This is a genomic window from Janthinobacterium sp. 17J80-10 (genome assembly GCF_004114795.1).
GTDB lineage: Bacteria > Pseudomonadota > Gammaproteobacteria > Burkholderiales > Burkholderiaceae_D > Paucimonas.
This window is the reverse complement of sequence record NZ_CP035311.1, coordinates 722,670-740,855: the sequence shown is the minus strand read 5'-3', so window position 1 is coordinate 740,855 and position 18,186 is coordinate 722,670. Positions and strand designations below refer to the sequence as shown.

General features: G+C 60.3%; 18 protein-coding genes and 1 pseudogene. 11 read left to right on the top strand and 8 right to left on the bottom strand.

Annotated features, from left to right (window positions below):
• Positions 1 to 2 precede the first annotated feature (2 nt).
• The 3 genes from EKL02_RS03220 (at position 3) to EKL02_RS03210 (ending at position 4,666) form a co-directional block, all read left to right on the top strand.
• Entirely contained in the window at positions 3 to 2,597 is a 2,595-nt protein-coding gene (locus EKL02_RS03220) for a 6-pyruvoyl-tetrahydropterin synthase-related protein (RefSeq protein WP_128900700.1), read from the top strand.
• On the top strand, positions 2,594 to 3,589 hold the full coding sequence (locus EKL02_RS03215; protein ID WP_128900699.1) for a glycosyltransferase family 2 protein: 996 nt from the start codon (positions 2,594 to 2,596) through the stop codon (positions 3,587 to 3,589). Before EKL02_RS03220 ends, EKL02_RS03215 begins: the two co-directional genes overlap by 4 nt.
• A gap of 300 nt (positions 3,590 to 3,889) precedes the next feature.
• Positions 3,890 to 4,666, top strand: a complete 777-nt coding sequence (locus EKL02_RS03210; RefSeq protein WP_128900698.1) for a LuxR family transcriptional regulator — start codon at positions 3,890 to 3,892, stop codon at positions 4,664 to 4,666.
• Positions 4,667 to 4,810: 144 nt separating this feature from the next.
• Here EKL02_RS03210 and EKL02_RS03205 read toward each other — a convergent pair whose 3' ends face one another.
• Positions 4,811 to 6,121 carry a PHB depolymerase family esterase gene (locus EKL02_RS03205; RefSeq protein ID WP_164931936.1) on the bottom strand — a complete coding sequence of 437 codons (1,311 nt, stop codon included), beginning with the start codon at positions 6,119 to 6,121 and terminating at the stop codon, positions 4,811 to 4,813.
• A gap of 429 nt (positions 6,122 to 6,550) precedes the next feature.
• Here EKL02_RS03205 and EKL02_RS03200 point away from each other — a divergent pair, with 429 nt between their 5' ends.
• The gene (locus EKL02_RS03200) at positions 6,551 to 6,886 is read left to right on the top strand and encodes a cupin domain-containing protein (RefSeq protein WP_128900697.1); all 336 of its coding nucleotides are present in this window, start codon (positions 6,551 to 6,553) and stop codon (positions 6,884 to 6,886) included.
• 14 nt (positions 6,887 to 6,900) lie between these two features.
• On the opposite strand, the gene EKL02_RS03195 is transcribed toward EKL02_RS03200, so the two are convergent.
• The 5 genes from EKL02_RS03195 to EKL02_RS03175 all read right to left on the bottom strand — a co-directional run bounded on the left by EKL02_RS03195 (position 6,901) and on the right by EKL02_RS03175 (position 9,722).
• Positions 6,901 to 7,905, bottom strand: coding sequence for an NAD(P)H-dependent glycerol-3-phosphate dehydrogenase (locus EKL02_RS03195; RefSeq protein WP_128900696.1), 1,005 nt, complete (start codon positions 7,903 to 7,905; stop codon positions 6,901 to 6,903).
• An 8-nt stretch (positions 7,906 to 7,913) separates the two neighbouring features.
• Positions 7,914 to 8,360 (bottom strand): SH3 domain-containing protein, encoded by a 447-nt coding sequence (locus tag EKL02_RS03190; protein ID WP_128900695.1) that lies wholly within the window; start codon positions 8,358 to 8,360, stop codon positions 7,914 to 7,916.
• A 76-nt stretch (positions 8,361 to 8,436) separates the two neighbouring features.
• The gene (gene secB / locus EKL02_RS03185) at positions 8,437 to 8,940 is read right to left on the bottom strand and encodes a protein-export chaperone SecB (RefSeq protein WP_128900694.1); all 504 of its coding nucleotides are present in this window, start codon (positions 8,938 to 8,940) and stop codon (positions 8,437 to 8,439) included.
• 103 nt (positions 8,941 to 9,043) lie between these two features.
• The gene (gene grxC, locus EKL02_RS03180) at positions 9,044 to 9,307 is read right to left on the bottom strand and encodes a glutaredoxin 3 (RefSeq protein WP_128900693.1); all 264 of its coding nucleotides are present in this window, start codon (positions 9,305 to 9,307) and stop codon (positions 9,044 to 9,046) included.
• 13 nt (positions 9,308 to 9,320) lie between these two features.
• Entirely contained in the window at positions 9,321 to 9,722 is a 402-nt protein-coding gene (locus EKL02_RS03175) for a rhodanese-like domain-containing protein (RefSeq protein ID WP_128900692.1), read from the bottom strand.
• A gap of 132 nt (positions 9,723 to 9,854) precedes the next feature.
• On the opposite strand from EKL02_RS03175, the gene gpmA reads away from it, so the two are divergent.
• From gpmA to EKL02_RS03140, 7 genes and pseudogenes are all read left to right on the top strand, one after another.
• Entirely contained in the window at positions 9,855 to 10,601 is a 747-nt protein-coding gene (gene gpmA / locus EKL02_RS03170) for a 2,3-diphosphoglycerate-dependent phosphoglycerate mutase (RefSeq protein ID WP_128900691.1), read from the top strand.
• Positions 10,602 to 10,690: 89 nt separating this feature from the next.
• Entirely contained in the window at positions 10,691 to 12,058 is a 1,368-nt protein-coding gene (locus tag EKL02_RS03165; protein WP_128900690.1) for a peptidoglycan DD-metalloendopeptidase family protein, read from the top strand.
• Between the two features lie 3 nt (positions 12,059 to 12,061).
• Positions 12,062 to 13,525: a S41 family peptidase gene (locus EKL02_RS03160; protein ID WP_128900689.1), complete on the top strand. Its 1,464-nt coding sequence runs from the start codon at positions 12,062 to 12,064 to the stop codon at positions 13,523 to 13,525.
• 242 nt (positions 13,526 to 13,767) lie between these two features.
• Positions 13,768 to 14,452 (top strand): annotated as a pseudogene (gene aqpZ / locus EKL02_RS03155) (aquaporin Z).
• Positions 14,453 to 14,497: 45 nt separating this feature from the next.
• Complete coding sequence (locus EKL02_RS03150) at positions 14,498 to 14,926, top strand: hypothetical protein (RefSeq protein ID WP_128900688.1); 429 nt, start codon at positions 14,498 to 14,500, stop codon at positions 14,924 to 14,926.
• A 108-nt stretch (positions 14,927 to 15,034) separates the two neighbouring features.
• Positions 15,035 to 15,793 (top strand): molybdopterin-synthase adenylyltransferase MoeB, encoded by a 759-nt coding sequence (gene moeB, locus EKL02_RS03145; protein ID WP_128900687.1) that lies wholly within the window; start codon positions 15,035 to 15,037, stop codon positions 15,791 to 15,793.
• A gap of 55 nt (positions 15,794 to 15,848) precedes the next feature.
• A complete protein-coding gene (locus EKL02_RS03140; protein WP_206732443.1) occupies positions 15,849 to 16,049 on the top strand; it encodes a hypothetical protein in 201 nt (66 codons plus the stop codon).
• Between the two features lie 45 nt (positions 16,050 to 16,094).
• Here EKL02_RS03140 and EKL02_RS03135 read toward each other — a convergent pair whose 3' ends face one another.
• Both EKL02_RS03135 and EKL02_RS03130 read right to left on the bottom strand, forming a co-directional pair.
• Complete coding sequence (locus EKL02_RS03135) at positions 16,095 to 16,898, bottom strand: enoyl-CoA hydratase/isomerase family protein (RefSeq protein WP_128900686.1); 804 nt, start codon at positions 16,896 to 16,898, stop codon at positions 16,095 to 16,097.
• A gap of 59 nt (positions 16,899 to 16,957) precedes the next feature.
• Positions 16,958 to 18,160, bottom strand: coding sequence for an ABC transporter substrate-binding protein (locus EKL02_RS03130; protein ID WP_128900685.1), 1,203 nt, complete (start codon positions 18,158 to 18,160; stop codon positions 16,958 to 16,960).
• Positions 18,161 to 18,186: the final 26 nt, after the last annotated feature.

Genomic DNA, 18,186 nt, shown 5'->3' with positions numbered 1-18,186 from the left:
CAATGATTAAAAATCGTCCCGCTTTTTTCCCGCCCACGGTGGCGGCCAACGGCTGGATCGCCGATATTTTATTCACGCTGGCCAGCGCCGGGCTGATCGCTTCGCTGCTCGGCGTCGCCTTCCTCAACTCCGCCAACTGGCCAACAGGCGGCGACGCGGCTTCGCATCTGCTATACGCCAAGCTGTACGCTGACGGCCTGCTGCTTTCGGGACAGATCCTGCCCTGGATGCCGGAAGTATTCGGCGGCCTGCCCTTCCTGTCCTATTACTTCCCCCTGCCCTTCATCGTCATTGCCCTGCTGTCCAAGCTGACCGGCCTGGCGGTCGCCTTCAAGTGGGGTTCGTTTTTGGCTGCCATGCTGATGCCGGGCGCCGTGTTTGCCGCCAGCCGGCGCTGGCTCGGCTTTGCCTGGCCGGCGGCGCTGTTCGGCGCAGTCGGCGCACTGGCATTCCTGGTACATGAACAAAATTCGATCTGGGGCGGCAACCTGCTGTCGACCCTCGCCGGCGAATTCGCCTACAGCTACGGCATCCTGTTTGCGCTGCTGTCGATGATGGCGTGGGCACGCGCCGTGACGCTGCAGCGCGGCTGGCTGCTGGCGGCGCTACTGGAAGCAGCCAGCGGCTTTTCGCATGGCTTTCCATTGCTGATCCTCGGCTTTTCCAGCTTTCTGCTGTTGCTCGACTGCGGCGGCGAAGGCGCGGCGCGCATGGCGCGCTTCAAGCGCACATTGTTCATGCTCATGGCCGGTCATGCGCTGGCGTTCGCCCTGCTAGGCGGCTGGCTGTGGCCGATGCTGGAAATGCATGGCCTGACCATCCCCAACGATGCCTCGTTCCCGCTCTCGAGCTGGCAAGACCTCTTGCCAGCCACGTTGTGGCCGGTGCTGGGCGGCGGCATGCTCGGCGCTGTCTTGCTGGCATTCCCGGCTGTGCGACGCGGCTGGGAAAGCGGCCAGCGCCGCGCACTGTGTTATTTCATCGGTGCCGCCGGCCTGGCCGCCGTCGCCTTCATTGCCGGCGACCGCCTGGGCGTGGCCGATATTCGTTTTTTTCCGCTGGTGTGGCTGCTGGGAGCTGTTGCCTGCGGCTGGCTGCTGGGTCAGTCGCTCGCCGCCATCGGTGCCGGCGGCGCACCCACCTTGCGCCTGGCGGCTGCGCGCGCGCTGCTGGCCGGCGCCGCCTGCCTGGGCATGCTTGCCTGGGTCGGCCCGCATCTCCAGAAAGCGCCCGACTGGGGCTTGTGGAACCATTCAGGCCTGGATGCCAAGCCGCAATGGCACAATCTGTCGCGGCTGATTCCGGCGATGAGCGGCAACTTGTGGAGTCCGCGCCTGGCCTTTGAACACGACCCGGTCAACAATGACATCGGCTCGACCCGCTCGCTGGAAGCCTTGCCGATGTTCCTGAATCACCGCCCGGTACTTGAAGGCCTGTACATGGAATCGGCCGTACTCGGACCCGCAATTTACCAGGTGCAGTCGGAAATTTCGGCCCGCCCCTCGTCACCGCTGGTGCGCTTCCCCAGCGGCAGCCTGGATCCGGATTTCGCCGCAAAACATTTGAATTTTCTGCACGCCGACACCATCCTCCTGCGCAGCAACGAGGCCAGGACAGCCATTGAAAACAGCGGACTGTTCGTCAAGACAGCCGAAGCCAATCCGTTTGCACTGTACCGCCTGAAGGCGTTCGACAGCCGCATGGCGCAAGTGGTCACCCAGCCGCTGCAACTGCGGCCAATGGCAGACTGGATGCAGGACGCTTTCGCCTGGTTCCGCACGCGCAGCCGCTTCGATGCCTACCTGCCCGTCTACGGCAAGGACCTGACCATTCAAGCCCACCAGGGCGCAGCGCCTGTCGTCAAGGAAGTGTCGCTGGAACGCAACGAACTGGTATTCGAAACCTCGGCCATCGGCAGCCCGCACCTGATCAAGATGGCCTACCATCCGCGCTGGCAGCTGGCATCCAAAGGCAGCCTGCACATCGCCGGCCCGGGCTTTTTGCTGGTGGTGCCGCAAGAAAAGGAAATCCGCCTGGTATATGGCCATACCCTGGTCGGCAAGCTCGGCATGATTGCCACCATAACCGCACTCTTGCTGAGCATGGTCCTGTTGTGGCGCGGCCGGCGCAGACCTGTGCAAGCCGCCACTGGCGACACCGCCATCCAGGCGCGCACCTGGATGATGATCGCCGGCGCCTGGGTGGCACTGAGCGTCGCCGGGACCTATTTCGCCTTCAATTCGCCGGAACAGGTTTACCTGGCGGGCTGGGAAGCGATGAACGCCAGCAAATACCCGGAAGCCAGTGAAAAATTCCAGCGCGCCTATGCCATGCGCAAGCCGCCCGCCAAGAAGGAAGAAGCCCTGTTCTGGTCGGCAAAGTCCAGCGAACTCGCCGGCAAGCGCGAAGAAGCCAAGGGCCGTTACCGCGAACTGATCGACCGCTATCATGGCTTCTGGCTGCCCGAGGCCTTGTATACCTATATCCTGCTGGAGTGGGAAGACGGCAAGCGCGCAGCCACTGCGCCTTATGCGCAGCGCCTGCGCGAGGAATACCCGAACAACCGCTGGACTAAAAAGCTGGACGAACTGAAATGAATCCGATTGACCAAGCCGCGCCGGAACTGAGCATCATCGTTCCGGCTTTTAATGAAGCCGAAGGCATCGCTGCCTTTCTGTCACAACTGTTCGGGGAGCTGGCCCATTGCAGCGACAGTTATGAAGTCTGGGTGGTGGACGATGGCAGCCGCGACGCCTCCTGGGAGCGCCTGCGTGCAGAACTGGCGCGCTACCCGCAACTGCATGGCTTGCGGTTTTCCCGCAACTTCGGCAAGGAAGCGGCCATCCTCGCCGGCTTGCGCCACGTGCGCGGACGCGCCGTGGTGGTCATGGATGCCGATGGCCAGCATCCTCCGGCACTGCTGCCGCAAATGCTGGCATTGTGGCGCAGGGGCGAGGCGCAAATCGTCGCGGCGCAAAAGGCCAACCGCGACACCGATACCTGGTTTGCACGCCTGAATGCGCGCTTGTTCAACGGCTTGATGCACACCCTGACCGGGCTCGACCTGGAAGGCGCCTCCGACTTTCGCCTGCTGGACCGGCGCGTCGTCGACGCCCTGCTGGCCTTCCCGGAAAAAGTCCGCTTTTTCCGCGGCATGACCGTCTGGACCGGGTTCACCACCGTGCCGTTGCCTTTTGACGTCGCGCCGCGGATTGCCGGCAGCAGCCAATGGAGCACCGGGCAACTGATGCGCCTGGCGATCACGGCGATTACCTCCTACAGCGCCAAGCCGCTGTCGATGATTTTCCGCCTGGGCCTGTTCGGCATGGTGGCCGCCGCCCTGCTGCTGATGCAGGCGGTCTATTCCTGGACGACCCATGTCGCCGTATCCGGCTGGACCTCGATGACCGTCGTGGTGCTGTTCTTCGGCTCCGCCAACCTGCTTGGCATCGGCGTGCTGGGGGCCTATCTGGCGCAGATTTTCGATGAAATCAAGGCTCGGCCGGAATTCCTGGTGGGTGAAATCTTGCCGGCGCCGGGCAATGCCGGCATTACCGGGCCGGATGCTGCAGGCACAAGCCGCTCCTGAGGCCCCTGCTCCGCCTTTTTCATGGAGCCTTATTCTCGGTTGCGATGTAACAGCAACCAACAAATATTTGCTTGAAATCAATAAGGACTTGCACGACTCTGGCGAATTCATCATAGTTAACGTCAAAATACAAAAACTGGCCGTTTGGCCCGCTGTCTCGATTTCCGTTTTTCGCGCCAACAAGCACAGAAAAAAGGAAGCGGCTTATCAATGCCCGGGACAATGTCGCACCAGGACGTGCTGGCAGTTGCCCGAAGGCGCATGCCATAAAATAATAAGCAGGATACGGAGACAGGCCAATTGGAACAGGGGACGGACGCACTCAATCAGGCGGCGGCGCTGGGAATCGATCCCGGCCTGCTGATGAATATTATCGTGCGAGCGACGACAATCCAGGATTCACAAGGGCTGCTGGAGTTACTGAACAACGACGTGCAAAAAGTCCTGCAGCAGGATGTGATGGTCTGCGGTGTGGGCGGCGTCAGCCCCAAGGGTAGCTATGCGCACAAGGTCTTGCATCACAATTATCCGCCCGCCTATTTCAATGAACTGGCCACGGCCGAAGGCCGCGTCGACAGTCCCCTGATGCAGCGCTGGCGTACCGCGCAGGAGCCGGTGCTGTTCCAGAGCGGCCGCGACGATGCGCAGTTTCCCGACGAATGGGTCAGGGTGTTCAATAAATATCAGTTACGCAATACGATCGCCCATGGCGTCCTCGACGTGCAGCGCACGCTGGCATCGTATTTCATCTTTTCACGCATCCCCGGCGAGATCGGCGAACGCGAAATCTTTATCCTGAAACTGATCATTCCCCATCTGCACCTGGCGCTTGTCCGCGCCCTGACCACGGTGCAGGAATTCAGCCGCATGACCGCGTCCAACGAAGCCCTGAGCGACCGGCAAAAGCAGATCCTGCGCTGGATTAACGAAGGCAAGACCAACTGGGAAATCGCGCAAATCCTCGAGATGACCGAAAAGAATGTGAAATATCACATCGAGCAAATTTTTGCCAAGCTACAGGTCAGGAACCGTACCCAGGCGGTCGCCAAGGCCATGCTGCTCGGCTTGCTGTTTTAAGCCCGCTCCTCCCCTCGAAAGCCGGCATGGGCGGCGCCCCCGTTCTTCCTGCATTGGCGCATCACAAAAAAAAAGCGGATCATTTTCGATCCGCTTTTTTTTACGCGCGCACCTGACGGTGCGCGACTTTCCGGCCAATAGCGCTTACGGGCAAGTGCTGTCGATGACGTAGTAGTTGGTGCTGGTCTGGCGCAGCTTGCTGGTGTAGAAGGTATTGTTCAAGCCCATGTTCTGGTTCGAACCGTTTGCCAAAGCATAACCGCTGCTATTGTAGGCACGACCAGCCGCGACATGAGCGTAATTGCTGGAGTTGAAGCAGGCGCCGCCGGCGACCGTGGTTGTGGTGGTGGCCGCTGTCGTAGTCGTGGTCGCCGCCGTGGACGTGGTGGTCGTTGCAGCTGCAGTAGTCGTCGTGGTACCCGCTGCGGTCGTCGTGGTGGTGCCGCCGCCGCTGCCTGCACGCAGGTTATTGCTGAACCAGAAATTCATGAGGTAGCTCGGATAGCTGGTCCGGGTGTTATCCACATAATTGGCATTCTGGCCGCCTGCCCCGGCCGGCCATGCATGGCTCATGCCGGAGACTGCGATCTGGCTGGTGCGCAGCTTGCCGCTGGCATCGGTATGCTGCGTGCCGCTGCCGCCGCCGGCCACCGTGACGCTGGCGCTGGTGAACGAGCCGCCGTAGACCAGGCGCATCGATTCCATGTTCAGCGGACCATAAGCCTGGCCGACGAGGTAATCCGAAGTGCCCCACATGGCGCTGGCGATCTGGGTGGAGAAATAGCTGGAATTGCTGCCCGCGAGGGTCAGGCACTTGTTTTTCGCGGTCGTCGAAGTGTAACCAGAGGGGATCGAGCCGATCTGGCCGGAGGTGGTGCCCAGCGCCGGGCCGGCGTTGTTGCCAATACCCGCGAACACATCAGGGGCCAGGCAGCCCAGCAACTGGGTCTGGCCACCGCCAGAGGACAATCCTGCCACATACACCTGGCCGGGATCGATCTCGTATTGCGGATCGTTCTTGAAGCGATTGATCAGGTCGAGCAAGACGCCATTATGGCCAGTGGTTCGGGTGTGGCTGTCACCGTAGTAGTCCCAGCAGTGGACGTTGCCGGCATTGCCGGTAGCATTCGGCGCCAGCACCACGGCGCCGTACTGGTCAGCTACGCCTTGCCAGTTGAAGCCGCCGTCGCCGTTATTGATCACATCGTTGAGCGCGGTCTGGCCGCAGCCGTGCAAGACCAGCACCAGCGCGCGCTTGCCATTGGCATGGACTGGCTGAGTCGCCGGCCAGTAATAGTAACCGGTCAGGTTGCCGCCGTGCATGGCGTCAGCAGCCCAAGTCTGGTTGCCCGACCAGGCCCCCGTCCCTGGCGTGGCCGCCTGCAGGGCAAACGGTGCGAGCAATGCGGTGGCCAGGATGGTATGTTTGAAAGCAGTTGCGAATGCGTCTTTCATGGTGATGTCTCCGTCTCGTGTCTCTTGTGTTATTGGAATGAACCTGTTTGCACTGCCTTCCAGCTCTTCCTTATTCACCCGCTGGGAGGTGTTTTTTCTATTTGTTACAAGACTGCGATTTTCCTTGGAAACACTTTATTGGATTAATTTTGTTTCCATCGGGTAATTCATCTTACCCAAGATTTTCCGCAACGCAATTTCTTTATCGATTTTGTTTGCAAACAATTGTTAATCGTCATTTTTGTTGTTTTTCCTGCTTATGCGGGGAAATTGAGCGTAGATAAGCGACTTTTGCGCATTACGACTAGGCAACCAAAAGACAAATTTGTCGTGCATCACCGGCAGATTTGCGCTGTTGCGTTAGGATGATGCAAGTGCGGCTTGCAACGCGCATCCAATGCACTTTTTGCCCCTGGGAATTTTGCAGCCATGTCTCTACCGCACGCCACTTCTGGCCAATTGATCGATATCCGCCCTTTGGGCACACAGCTGTCATCGGCGCCATCGCGGGCCATTCTGAAATCGCAGGGACTGGAATTGATGCGGATGGTGCTGCCTGCGGGTAAAACGGTGGCAGAACACCAGGTGCCGGGCGAAATCACCATCCAGTGCCTCGAAGGCCGGATCGAACTGAGTGCGCACGGCAACCGCCAGGTTTTGCGTGGCGGCGACATGGTGTATCTGGAGGGCGGCGTGCCGCATGCCCTCCATGCACAGGAAGACGCGTCCCTGCTGGTGACGATCCTGCTGACGCGCGGCACTTGAGCCGCTTCGGCCGTTCAGTCCGGGCAGGACTCTTCGCGCGGATGCCGCGACAGTAGTTGCGTCACTGTCGCTTGAGGCGACTGCCCGTCGAAAAGAATGCCTGCCACCGCATCGGCAATCGGCATTTCCACGCCGAGCTGGCGCGCCAGGGTGCGCACGGCAGCGGCACAGCGCACGCCTTCGGCAACATGACCCAGCTCTTCAACGATGACGGCCAGGGGCTTGCCTTGCGCCAAGCCCAGGCCTACCCTGCGGTTGCGCGAGAGGTCGCCCGTGCAAGTCAGGATCAGGTCGCCCATGCCGGCCAGGCCCATGAAGGTTTCGGCGCGCGCACCCAGCGCGATGCCGAGCCGGGTGATTTCCGCCAAGCCGCGCGTGATCAGCGCGGCGCGCGCATTCAGGCCGAGGTTCAGGCCATCGGTAATGCCAGTGGCGATGGCCAGGATATTCTTGACCGCGCCGCCGACTTCCACGCCCACCACATCGTCGCTCGAATACACGCGAATGGCGGGGCCGTGCACGGCCGCCACCACCTGCTCGCGCAGCCCCGCATCTGCGGAAGCGATCACCAGCGCGCATGGCAAGCCATTGGCGACTTCCTGCGCAAACGACGGGCCAGACAGCACGCCGGCAGGCAGGGCCGCGCCGAGAACTTCTTGCACGACCTGGTGCGGCAACTTGCCGCTGCCCTCTTCCAGGCCCTTGCACAACCACACCAGGTTAGGGATAGCCTTGCCCTGCAATTGCTGCGCCAGCGGCCGCAAGCCGGCCATCGAGGTCGCCGCGATGAGCAGGCCGCGTGTACCCTGTGCATGTGCCAGCGCTGCCGCGAAATCGGCAGTCACCTCGAGCTTGTCCGGCAAGGGATGGCCCGGCAGGTAGGCGCTGTTTTCACGGGCGCGCGCCGCAGCCGACATCGCGTCGGCGTTGCGGCCCCAGAGCACCACATCATGCCGCGCCGCCAGCGCAATTGCCAGCGCCGTGCCCCAGGCGCCGGCGCCAAGGATCGTGATCTGCATGGGCGTACTCATTCGCCCCAGACCTCGGAAGCCTTGACGAATCCGCTCTGCCCATCGCGATGACGCACCTTGATCCAGCCACCGGCGACCGGATCGGCCAGCTCCAGCAGCACGCCCTTATCGGCGGTAAATACCGGCACGCCCGAGTCGTCCGCGATTGCCCGCACCCGCGTATTCGCTCCTCGGACCACGAGCATGCGGCGGGCCTGCAGATGAGCCGTTTCAACCCAGGACAAATCGCCCTGGACATCACGCACCTTGGTCCACTCGCCATAGGTAAGCACGACCTCGACCGGCATGCCGCGCGGTGCCACGAACACCTTGCGGCCTTTTTGCGAAGGCGCGTCGTACAGGATGGCAGGCGCTGCGCCCACCGACTTGAATTCGAGCGCATGCGCACCGGCAGCACTCGCCAGCAACACTACCGCGCATGTCATGCAGCGCATGAGTCTCATGTCCCCACTCCCGTAAAAAACTTGGGCAGGCCGCCATGCCGGATGCGGCACGGCGCCTGCCCCAACCGCGTCCGGATCAGTGCTTGGCGGCGGAGCCGTCAGGCATCACCAGGCCGGCAGCATTTTGCTGCTCTTCCTGCTGTTGCGCCAGGGATTGCAGGCGTTGCTGATAAAACGCCTCGAAATTGATTTCAGCCAGATGCACCGGCGGGAAGCCCGCGCGGGTGATCATGTCGGCGATATTGGCGCGCAGGTAAGGATAGACGATGTTGGGGCAACCGATGCCCAGCAGCGGATCGAGCTGCTCTGCCGGGATATTGCGCGCCTCGAAAATGCCAGCCTGCTTGCCTTCGACCAGGAATGCCACCTTTTCGCCCACCTTGGCGGTCACGGTGATGGTCACGGTCGATTCGAAAATGCCTTCGGCCAGCGGCTCGGCGCCGACATCCACTGCCACCTCGATGGCAGGCGCATCCTGCTCCAGGAAGATTGCCGGCGAATTGGGCTGTTCGAGCGAGAGATCCTTCAGGTAGACGCGCTGGATCTGGAAAACAGGTTGCAGGTTTTGTTCTTCGGACATGGAACACTTTCGTAAGTTTGAAAAAGGGAGATGCCCACGCATCCCCCGCTCAAGGGTAAATCTGAATCAAAAGCCGATGAAACAGGGACGGATCGCCAGCGGCTCAGGCGCCCTGCAACAGGCCGTCGAGCTTGCCTTGCCGGTCGAGCGCGGCGAGGTCGTCGAAGCCGCCGACATGGGTGGCGCCGATGTAAATCTGCGGCACCGTGCGGCGGCCGGTCTTTTCCATCATTTCAACGCGCTGCTGCGGGTCCAGGTCGACGCGGATCTTTTCAATGTTGTCGATGCCCTTGGCCTTCAAAAGGCGCTCGGCCATGACGCAATACGGGCAAACTGCGGTGCTATACATTACAACGCGCGAACTCATGCAACCTCCACTGTTACTTAACTACAGGCAGTCCCTGCCCTTGCCAGGCTGTCAGACCGCCAGTCAGACTGTATGTTTCCTTGAACCCGGCCTTGTCGAGCTGGGCGCTGGCGCGCGCCGAGTTCACGCCGGCCTGGCACACCATGATGATATTCTTCGAGCGCGACTTTTCCAGTTCGCCCAGGCGCTGCGGCAAGTCTTTCAGGGGAATGTTGATGGCGTTGCGGATGTGGCCGGCAGCGAAATCCTCGCTGCTGCGCACGTCGAGCACCACGGTTTTGCCCTGGTTGATCATTTGCGTGGCTTCCAGCAAGGTCACCTTGCGGCCGCGGGTTTGCAGGTGCGGGAACAGCAGCATGCCGCCGGAAGCGAGCAAAACGGCAAACAGCCAGATATTATCAATGACGAATTTCACGGTAATCGAGCGCCTGAATGGTTTTAAGTAATCCCGCCATTATAAAATAGAAGCAGGAAAGCCACTGGAAATCCGTTTTCCCTGGCCAGCTCGACCCTTTCCCCCGTTTTCATTTTCATTCCGACCATAACCATGTACAAAATCGTTTTCATGCGCCACGGTGAATCCACCTGGAACCTCGACAACCGTTTCACCGGCTGGACCGACGTCGACCTGACTGAAAAAGGCGCTGCCGAAGCACGCGAAGCAGGCAAGCTCCTGCGCGATGCCGGCTTCAGCTTCGACCTGGCCTATACCTCGGTCCTCAAGCGCGCCATCCGCACCTTGTGGCTGGCGCTGGATGAAATGGACCGCATGTGGATCCCGGTCAAGCACAGCTGGCGCCTGAACGAACGCCACTACGGTGCCCTGCAAGGCTTGAACAAGGCAGAAACCGCCGCCAAGTTTGGCGACGAGCAAGTGCTGGTGTGGCGCCGCAGCTACGACGTGCCGCCCAATCCGCTCGAGCCGCACGACCCACGCACGTCCTACAACGATCCGCGCTATGCCGACCTGAAGCGCGAGGAAATCCCGCTGACCGAATGCCTGAAAGACACCGTGGCCCGCGTGATCCCCTACTGGAATGACGAAATCGCCCCGGCCATCCGTGCCGGCAAGAGCATCGTGATTTCCGCCCACGGCAACAGCCTGCGCGCCCTGATCAAGTATCTCGACAAGATGAGCGATGAGGACATCGTCAAGCTCAACATCCCCAACGGCCAGCCGCTGGTGTACGAACTGGATGCCGACTTGCAGCCGATCCGCCATTACTACCTCGGCGACGCCGCTGCCATCGAAGCCGCGCAAAAGGCAGTCGCCAGCCAGGGCAAGGCCAAGTAAGCAAATTGTTGCGCCATCTCCTGCAATCCTGCGCTAGCCGCCACCCGAGGGCGGCGGGTAGGCCTGCGCGCTGGCGCCGGGCCGCCGCAATGGGCCTGGCGCTCGGCCTGGCATTGCATGCCGGCGCGGCGCCGGCGCAAGGGGTGCGGATCACCGAGCGCACCAAGCAGAAACAGGTCGCCGAAAACGAGCGCGCCGGCCTGAAAAAGGAACTGGATGCACTCAAACGCGATATCCAGAAAACCGAGGGGGCGCGGGAAAATGCCGCCGACGGCCTGGCGCAATCCGAAAAAGCCATCTCGGAAGCCAACCGCGCACTGCATGAACTCGCCTCGGAACAGCAGCAAACCCGCAAAAAACTGGATGAATTGACGAAGGAGCGCGATCGCCTGAACAACGTCGTGCATGTGCAGCAAAGCAAGCTTGCCCAGTTGGCACGCCAACAATATATTTCCGGCAGCGAAGAACACTGGAAGCTGCTGCTTTCCGGCGACAACCCCAACCGCATCAACCGCGAACTGCGCTATCTCGGCTACGTTTCGCAAGCCCAGGCCAAACTGCTGGAAACACTGCAAGTCAACCTGCAGGAAATCGAAGCCAACCAGGCCCAGGCGCAAAACGCCCAGGATGAACTGGATGAAATCGCCCAGGAAGCGCGCGAACAAAAACAGGTGCTGGAAAAGGAAAAGGCCAAGCGGGCGACGCTGCTGGCGCAACTGTCCAGCAAGCTGACAGCCCAGCGCAAGCAAGTCGACAGTATCCAGCGCAACGAACAGCGCCTGGGCAGCCTGGTCACCCGCCTGTCACAGTTAATCGAAGAACAGCAAAAGGCCGAAGCCGAGGCCCGCAAGAAGCGCGAGGAAGAAGCCGAGCGCCGCCGCCTGGCCCAGCGCGAAGCGCGCCGTGCCGCCCAGCAGGCGAAAAACACGACGGGCCCGGGCAAGCCGCACGATAAAACGCCAAATCCGGACGCCATCGACGATGACGAGCCGCCGACAAAATCCTATGGCCGCAATGAACTCACGCCGCAAGCCTCTGTCAAAGGGGGCGGCACTGGCTCGGCATTTGCAGCCCTGCGCGGCCAGTTACGCCTGCCGGTACGCGGCGAATTGCTGGCCAAATATGGCAGCAAGCGCAATGACGGTCCCGCCTGGAAAGGCTTGTTTATCGGCACCCCTGAAGGGGCCGAAGTCAAGGCAGTGGCGGCAGGCCGGGTCGTCTTTTCGGATTGGCTGCGCGGATTTGGCAATTTGATCATTGTCGATCACGGGAACCAATACCTCACCATTTATGGCTACAATCAGGCAATATTGAAGCGTAGCGGCGACGCCGTCGGCATGGGCGAAACCATCGCCAGCGCCGGCAACAGCGGCGGCAATGAACGTTCGGGTTTATACTTCGAAATGCGGCATCAGGGACGCGCTTTTGACCCCCTCGAGTGGATTTCTATTAGGTGAAATATGGGCAGTAAACTGAAGAATTTCGGCCTGATCGGCCTTGGCCTCGTCGCGGGTGTCGCTGGCTCAATCCAATTCGAGGCCATGGCGCAGAAAAATGCCGCCTCGCCGCTGCCGCTGGAAGAGTTGCGCCAGCTTGCCGACGTCTTTGGCCTGATCAAATCCGACTACGTCGAGCCGGTCGAGGACAAGAAGCTCTTGACCGAGGCAATTTCGGGCATGGTGGCCTCGCTCGACCCGCACTCGGCCTACCTGGACCAGAAAGCCTTCAAGGAACTGCGCGAAGGCACCCAGGGCAAGTTTGTCGGCCTCGGCATCGAAGTGGGCATGGAAGACGGCTACGTCAAGGTCATTTCGCCGATCGAGGATTCGCCCGCCTACAAGGCCGGGCTGAAGGCCGGCGACCTGATCACGAGGCTGGATACCACCCCGGTCAAGGGCATGACCCTGGACGAGGCGGTCAAGCGCATGCGCGGCGAGCCCAATACCAAGATCACCCTGACCATCGCCCGCAAGGACGAAGACAAGCCGATCATCGTCACCATCACGCGCCAGGAAATTCGCGTGCAAAGCGTCAAGTCCAAGGTGGTCGAACCCGGCTATGCCTGGCTGCGCGTGGCGCAGTTCCAGGAACCGACGGTGGATGACCTGGCGCGCAAGATCAACGCCATCTACGCCGAAGACCCGAAGCTGAAAGGCCTGGTGCTCGACCTGCGCAATGACCCGGGCGGCCTGCTGCCGGGCGCCATCGGCGTGTCGGCCGCCTTCCTTCCCAAGGATGTGGCGGTGGTCTCGACCAATGGCCAGCTGCCGGATTCCAAGGCGACCTTTTATGCGCGGCGCGAATTCTATGCCTCGCGCACCCTGAGCGACCCGCTGTCCAAGCTGCCGGAAGCCGTGAAAAAAGTGCCGATGGTCGTGCTGGTCAACGCCGGTTCCGCCTCGGCTTCGGAAATCGTCGCCGGCGCCCTGCAGGATTACAAGCGCGCCACGATCATGGGTACGCAAACTTTCGGCAAGGGCTCGGTGCAAACCATCCGCCAGCTGACCGCCGACACCGCAGTCAAGCTGACCACGGCGCGTTATTACACGCCCACCGGCCGCTCGATCCAGGCCAAGGGCATCGTCCCTGACCTGATGGTGGATGAATATGCCGACGGCGATATTCTCAATGGCTTGCGCCTGCACGAGTCGGATTTGCAAAAGCACCTGCGCAACGACAAGGACAAGGAAACCGCTGCCGGCGCCAAGAACGTGATCGATGAACTGGAAGAAGAACAACGCCTGGCGGCCTTGGCCAAGAAGCGCAAGATGCTGGAATTTGGCAGCAAGGAAGATTTCCAACTGGCACAGGCGCTCAACCACTTGAAAGGCTTGCCAGTGCAATTATCCAAGGCAAAGGTTGAAAGCAAGAAAGAAAATACGATCAATGATCCGAAGGATGAAAAGAACGGCGAGAAGAAATAAGCGCCGTTGATCCGGAAAAAGGCCGCAGCGATGCGGCCTTTTTTATTGGGCAAATTGTCGGGAGATTGATGTGTTCCCGGACAAGGAGCGAATATTGCAAAATTATTAATTTACTCTTATTCTGCTGGAGATGTCCTTTGTCACGCAGTCTAAAGCGGTAGCTCTGCGCACGTAACTGCACCCGCCAGTAAGCGCGGTGTTGCGTGCCTCGGGATCCAAATTCGTCATCACAGGGATAAATCATGAAGCAATGCGGCGCAGAATTTCTGGGAACGTTCTGGCTGGTTCTTGGCGGGTGCGGAAGTGCTGTGCTTGCCGCGGCATTCCCGGTAGTGGGTATCGGCCTGCTCGGCGTCTCGCTTGCTTTTGGGTTAACCGTCCTGACAATGGCTTTCGCTATTGGCCATATCTCGGGGTGTCATCTCAATCCTGCGGTGTCAATCGGTTTGTGGGCTGGCGGTCGCTTTCCTGCCAACAGACTCCTTCCATACATCGCTTCGCAAGTGCTGGGGGCAATCGCAGCGGGCGCGGTGCTGTACGTCATTGCCAGCGGCACGCCCGGGTTTGATGTCGCCAAGGGTTTTGCCTCCAACGGGTATGGTGAGCATTCACCTGGCGGGTACTCGCTGCTCGCCGCACTCGTTACAGAAGTCGTTATGACCATGTTCTTCTTGCTGGTCATTCTCGGCGCTACGGACAAGCGCGCCTGCCGGATTTGCGCCCATCGCCATTGGCCTTGCCCTCACCCTCATTCATCTCATCAGTATTCCTGTCACAAACACTTCCGTTAACCCTGCGCGCAGCACGGGCGTGGCGCTCTTTGTCGGGAGTTGGGCCGTTTCTCAGCTCTGGCTCTTCTGGCTTGCGCCAATTGTGGGGGCCCTGCTGGGAGCGGTAAGCTATCGGGCGATTGCATCGGAGGAGTGACCCCCCATGATTTCAGGCCAAAAAAATATTGCCGAGATTTTCTCCATGTTCCACGATGGCGTCATTGCTTCGCACCTCGCCAGTAAAGATGGCTTGTTGCTGATCGTTGAAATCAAATACCTGGCCCAAAGAATCAATCCAGCCTATACAAAATTTTTGCTCTGCCTTTTTGATGCCCGCGATATTCAATTCCATACCTGGCCAAATAACGCGGACAACCCGGCGAAATTCATTTCTGCAATCGATGAAATATTCCAGCCGCACCTGGCTATTTTGCAGGGCGAAGTGCGCAACCAGAAAATCGAAGTCGTCTGCAACCAGGCCTCTCCCAACTTTCCTTACTGCGGCGGTGAGCTGGAATTTCACGCGGAGTCCGCCACGGTTTCTGATGAGTCGGGCAGATTCTGGCGCCTGGAAGATCTGGAAGAACTCTCGAAAGCTTACTGGGATGAGTGGTCCAATCCAACGGGCTAGAATGACTTGACTCGTTGCTCCATCAAAACATCATGGGCTCGCGCCACTTGAGCGACAATTCCGGATTTTGTGCGACACTAGCAAGATGTCCCGACAAGCATCAGAGTAATGAACGACCAACAGCTATTGCGCTATTCGCGCCACATCCTGCTCGACGACATCGGCATCGAGGGCCAGGAAAAAATCCTCGCAGCGCATGCGCTGGTGATCGGCGCCGGCGGCCTCGGCTCCCCTGCCGCGCTCTACCTGGCCTCCGCCGGCATCGGCGCCATCACGCTGGTCGACAACGATGAAGTCGACCTGACCAACCTGCAGCGGCAAATCCTGCACACTACCGAGCGCGTCGGCCAACCCAAGGTTCTGTCAGGCAGGCATGCCCTGCAACAGATCAATCCGGACGTCCGCATTGCCGCGCTGGCCGAGCGCGTGGCCGGCGAACGCCTGGATGCACTGGTGCGCAGCGCCAGCGTGGTACTCGATTGCAGCGACAACTTCCAGACCCGCCACGCCATCAACGCCGCCTGCGTCGCGCACCGGGTGCCGCTGGTGTCGGGCGCGGCGATCCGTTTCGATGGCCAGGTCAGCGTATTCGATCCGCGCGGCGCGGACACGCCCTGCTACGCCTGCCTGTTCCCGCCGCACCAGGAATATGAAGAAGTGCAATGTTCCACCATGGGTGTGTTTGCGCCGCTGGTCGGCATCATCGGCGCCATGCAGGCGGCAGAAGCCTTGAAACTGGTGGCGGGCATCGGCAAACCGCTGGCGGGCCGATTGCTGATGGTGGATGCGCGCAGCATGGAATGGACGTGCATCGGCCTGCAGCGCAACCCGGACTGCCCGGTGTGCCACGCACGCCAGGCATCGTAATCAGGATTCCCCCAATCAAGCGGCTGCCGAGCCGGTCGCATCACAAAGGAACATCATGGCCAAGAAAGAACAACTGGATCCGGAAGCCGAAGCGCTGATCAAGTGGTGCATCGAAGTGGAAGGCTTTCTGGTAGCCGGCGGCGCCACTGTCGCACAAGCCCAGGAACACATTGAAGAAGAAGTGGAGTGGTTTACCGACTTGTATTATGAAGGGCTGTCACCGGAAGAAGCAGCGAAACAGGCCTTGAGCGACTGACGATTTGCTGCCGGGAGCGACTCCCGGCAACTCCCGGCATGAGGTCTAGCGCCCGGTGAATTTCGGCTGTCGCTTTTCAACGAACGCGCGCACCGCTTCCTGGTGGTCTTCACTGAAGTTGGTCTTCGTCTCGTAGGCGAGTGCCGCCTCCGTCAGCAAATCGGAGATGCGGCGCAGTTCGAGATTCATCACCGTCTTGGTCCAACGGATGGCCAGGGTCGCCCCCATTGCCAGTTCGTTTGCCAACGCATCCGTTTTTGCATCCAGTTCCTCGGCCGGCACCGCGTAATTGATCAGGCCGATTGCTGCCGCTTCTTTTGCGCTCAGCATACGTCCGGTCAACAGCATTTCCTTGGCGCGCGCAAAGCCGACCAGTTGCGGCCAGATGATGGCGCCACCGTCTCCCGCTACCAGGCCCATCTTCACATGGGGATCGCCGATCACCGCAGTATCGACCGCAACGACCATATCGCATAGCAAGGCGATCGACGCACCAAGGCCAGCCGCCGCGCCATTGACCCGCGCAATAATCGGCTTTTCCAGCGCCAGCAGGCTGTCGATGATGCGCTTGGCGTCGACGATCATGTGGTGCCAGCGCTGCGGCGCATCGATCAGGTCCTGGAACCAGGTCATGTCGCCACCGGCGCAAAACCAGCGGCCAACGCCGGTCAGGATGACCACATCGGTGGCGGCATCGTCGTTGACTTCATGGAAAACCCGTGCCAGGTCGGTATGCAAGGCATCGTCGACGGCATTCCTGGATTCCGGGCTGTCGATAATGATTTTGAGGATACGGCCGCTCCTCTCGAATGAAAGCGTCCGGTAATCCTGATAAGTGTTCGTCGTCATATAAATTCAAGTCGTTTTTTCGCCCGGAGCACATGCCCCGGGCGTTTGCCGCGCTCGGCTTACTTCACCAGGGAACAACCACCCTCGGCCAGCGGACGGAAAGCTTCATCGGCGGGAATCGTGGCAATCATCTTGTAATAATCGAACGGTCCTTTCGACTCCTCCGGGCGCTTGACTTCAAACAAGTACATCGGGTGAATCTTGCGGCCATCGATGCGGATTTCGCCCTTGCCGAACAAAGGATCGTCTGTCGGCATTTCCTTCATCTTGGCCACCACCTTGGCGCCATCGGAAGAACTGCCCAGCGCGGTGGCGGCCTTGAGATAGTGGGTCACGCCCGCATAGACGCCGGCATGCACCATGGTCGGCATCTTGTTCTTGTGGCGTTCCGCAAACCGCTGCGACCAGGTGCGCGTGCCCTCGTTCAAGTCCCAGTAAAACGACTCCGACAGCAGCAGGCCCTGCGCCGCTTTCAAACCCAGCCCATCGACATCGGAAATGAAAATCAGCAGGCCGGCCAGTGTCTGCCCGCTTTCGCGGACCTTGAATTCCGATGCTTGCTTGATCAGGTTGACCAGGTCGCCCGCGGAGGTCGCCAGTCCGATGACCTTCGCTTTGGAAGCCTGCGCCTGCAGCAGGAAGGAACTGAAATCGGGCGCAGCGAATGGATGGCGCACGCTGCCCAGGACCTTGCCGCCGGCCTTGGTCACCACTGCGGTGGTATCCTTTTCCAGGGCATGGCCAAACGCGTAATCGGCGGTGATGAAATACCAGGAATTGCCGCCTCTCTTGACCAGGGCGCTCCCGGTCGCATTGGCCAGGGCCCAGGTATCGTAGGTCCAGTGGACGTTATTGGGGGTACATTTGGATCCGGTCAGGTCGGCGCTGCCGGCACCGGAATTGACCATGACCTTGTTCTTGGCCTTGGTGATGTCGCTGACAGCCAGGGCAACCGAAGAAGTCTGCACATCGAAGATGGCGTCGACGCCCTTCTGGTCATACCATTCGCGCGCCAGGCTGGAGCCGATGTCGGCCTTGTTCTGGTGATCGGCCGTCACTAATTCCACCTTGACGTTCTTGTGCTTGGCCGTAAAATCTTCAATCGCCATTTTGGCCGCCAGGATGGACCCGGCCCCGCCCAGCGACGAACCAATGCCGCTCTGGTCATTCAGAACGCCAATTTTTATCGTAGTTTGCGCCTGCGCTACGCCAGACATCAGCCCGGCTGTCAGCAGGGCAAGCAAGATTTTTTTGTTTCTCATCATCGTCTCCATTAGTGATTACACCG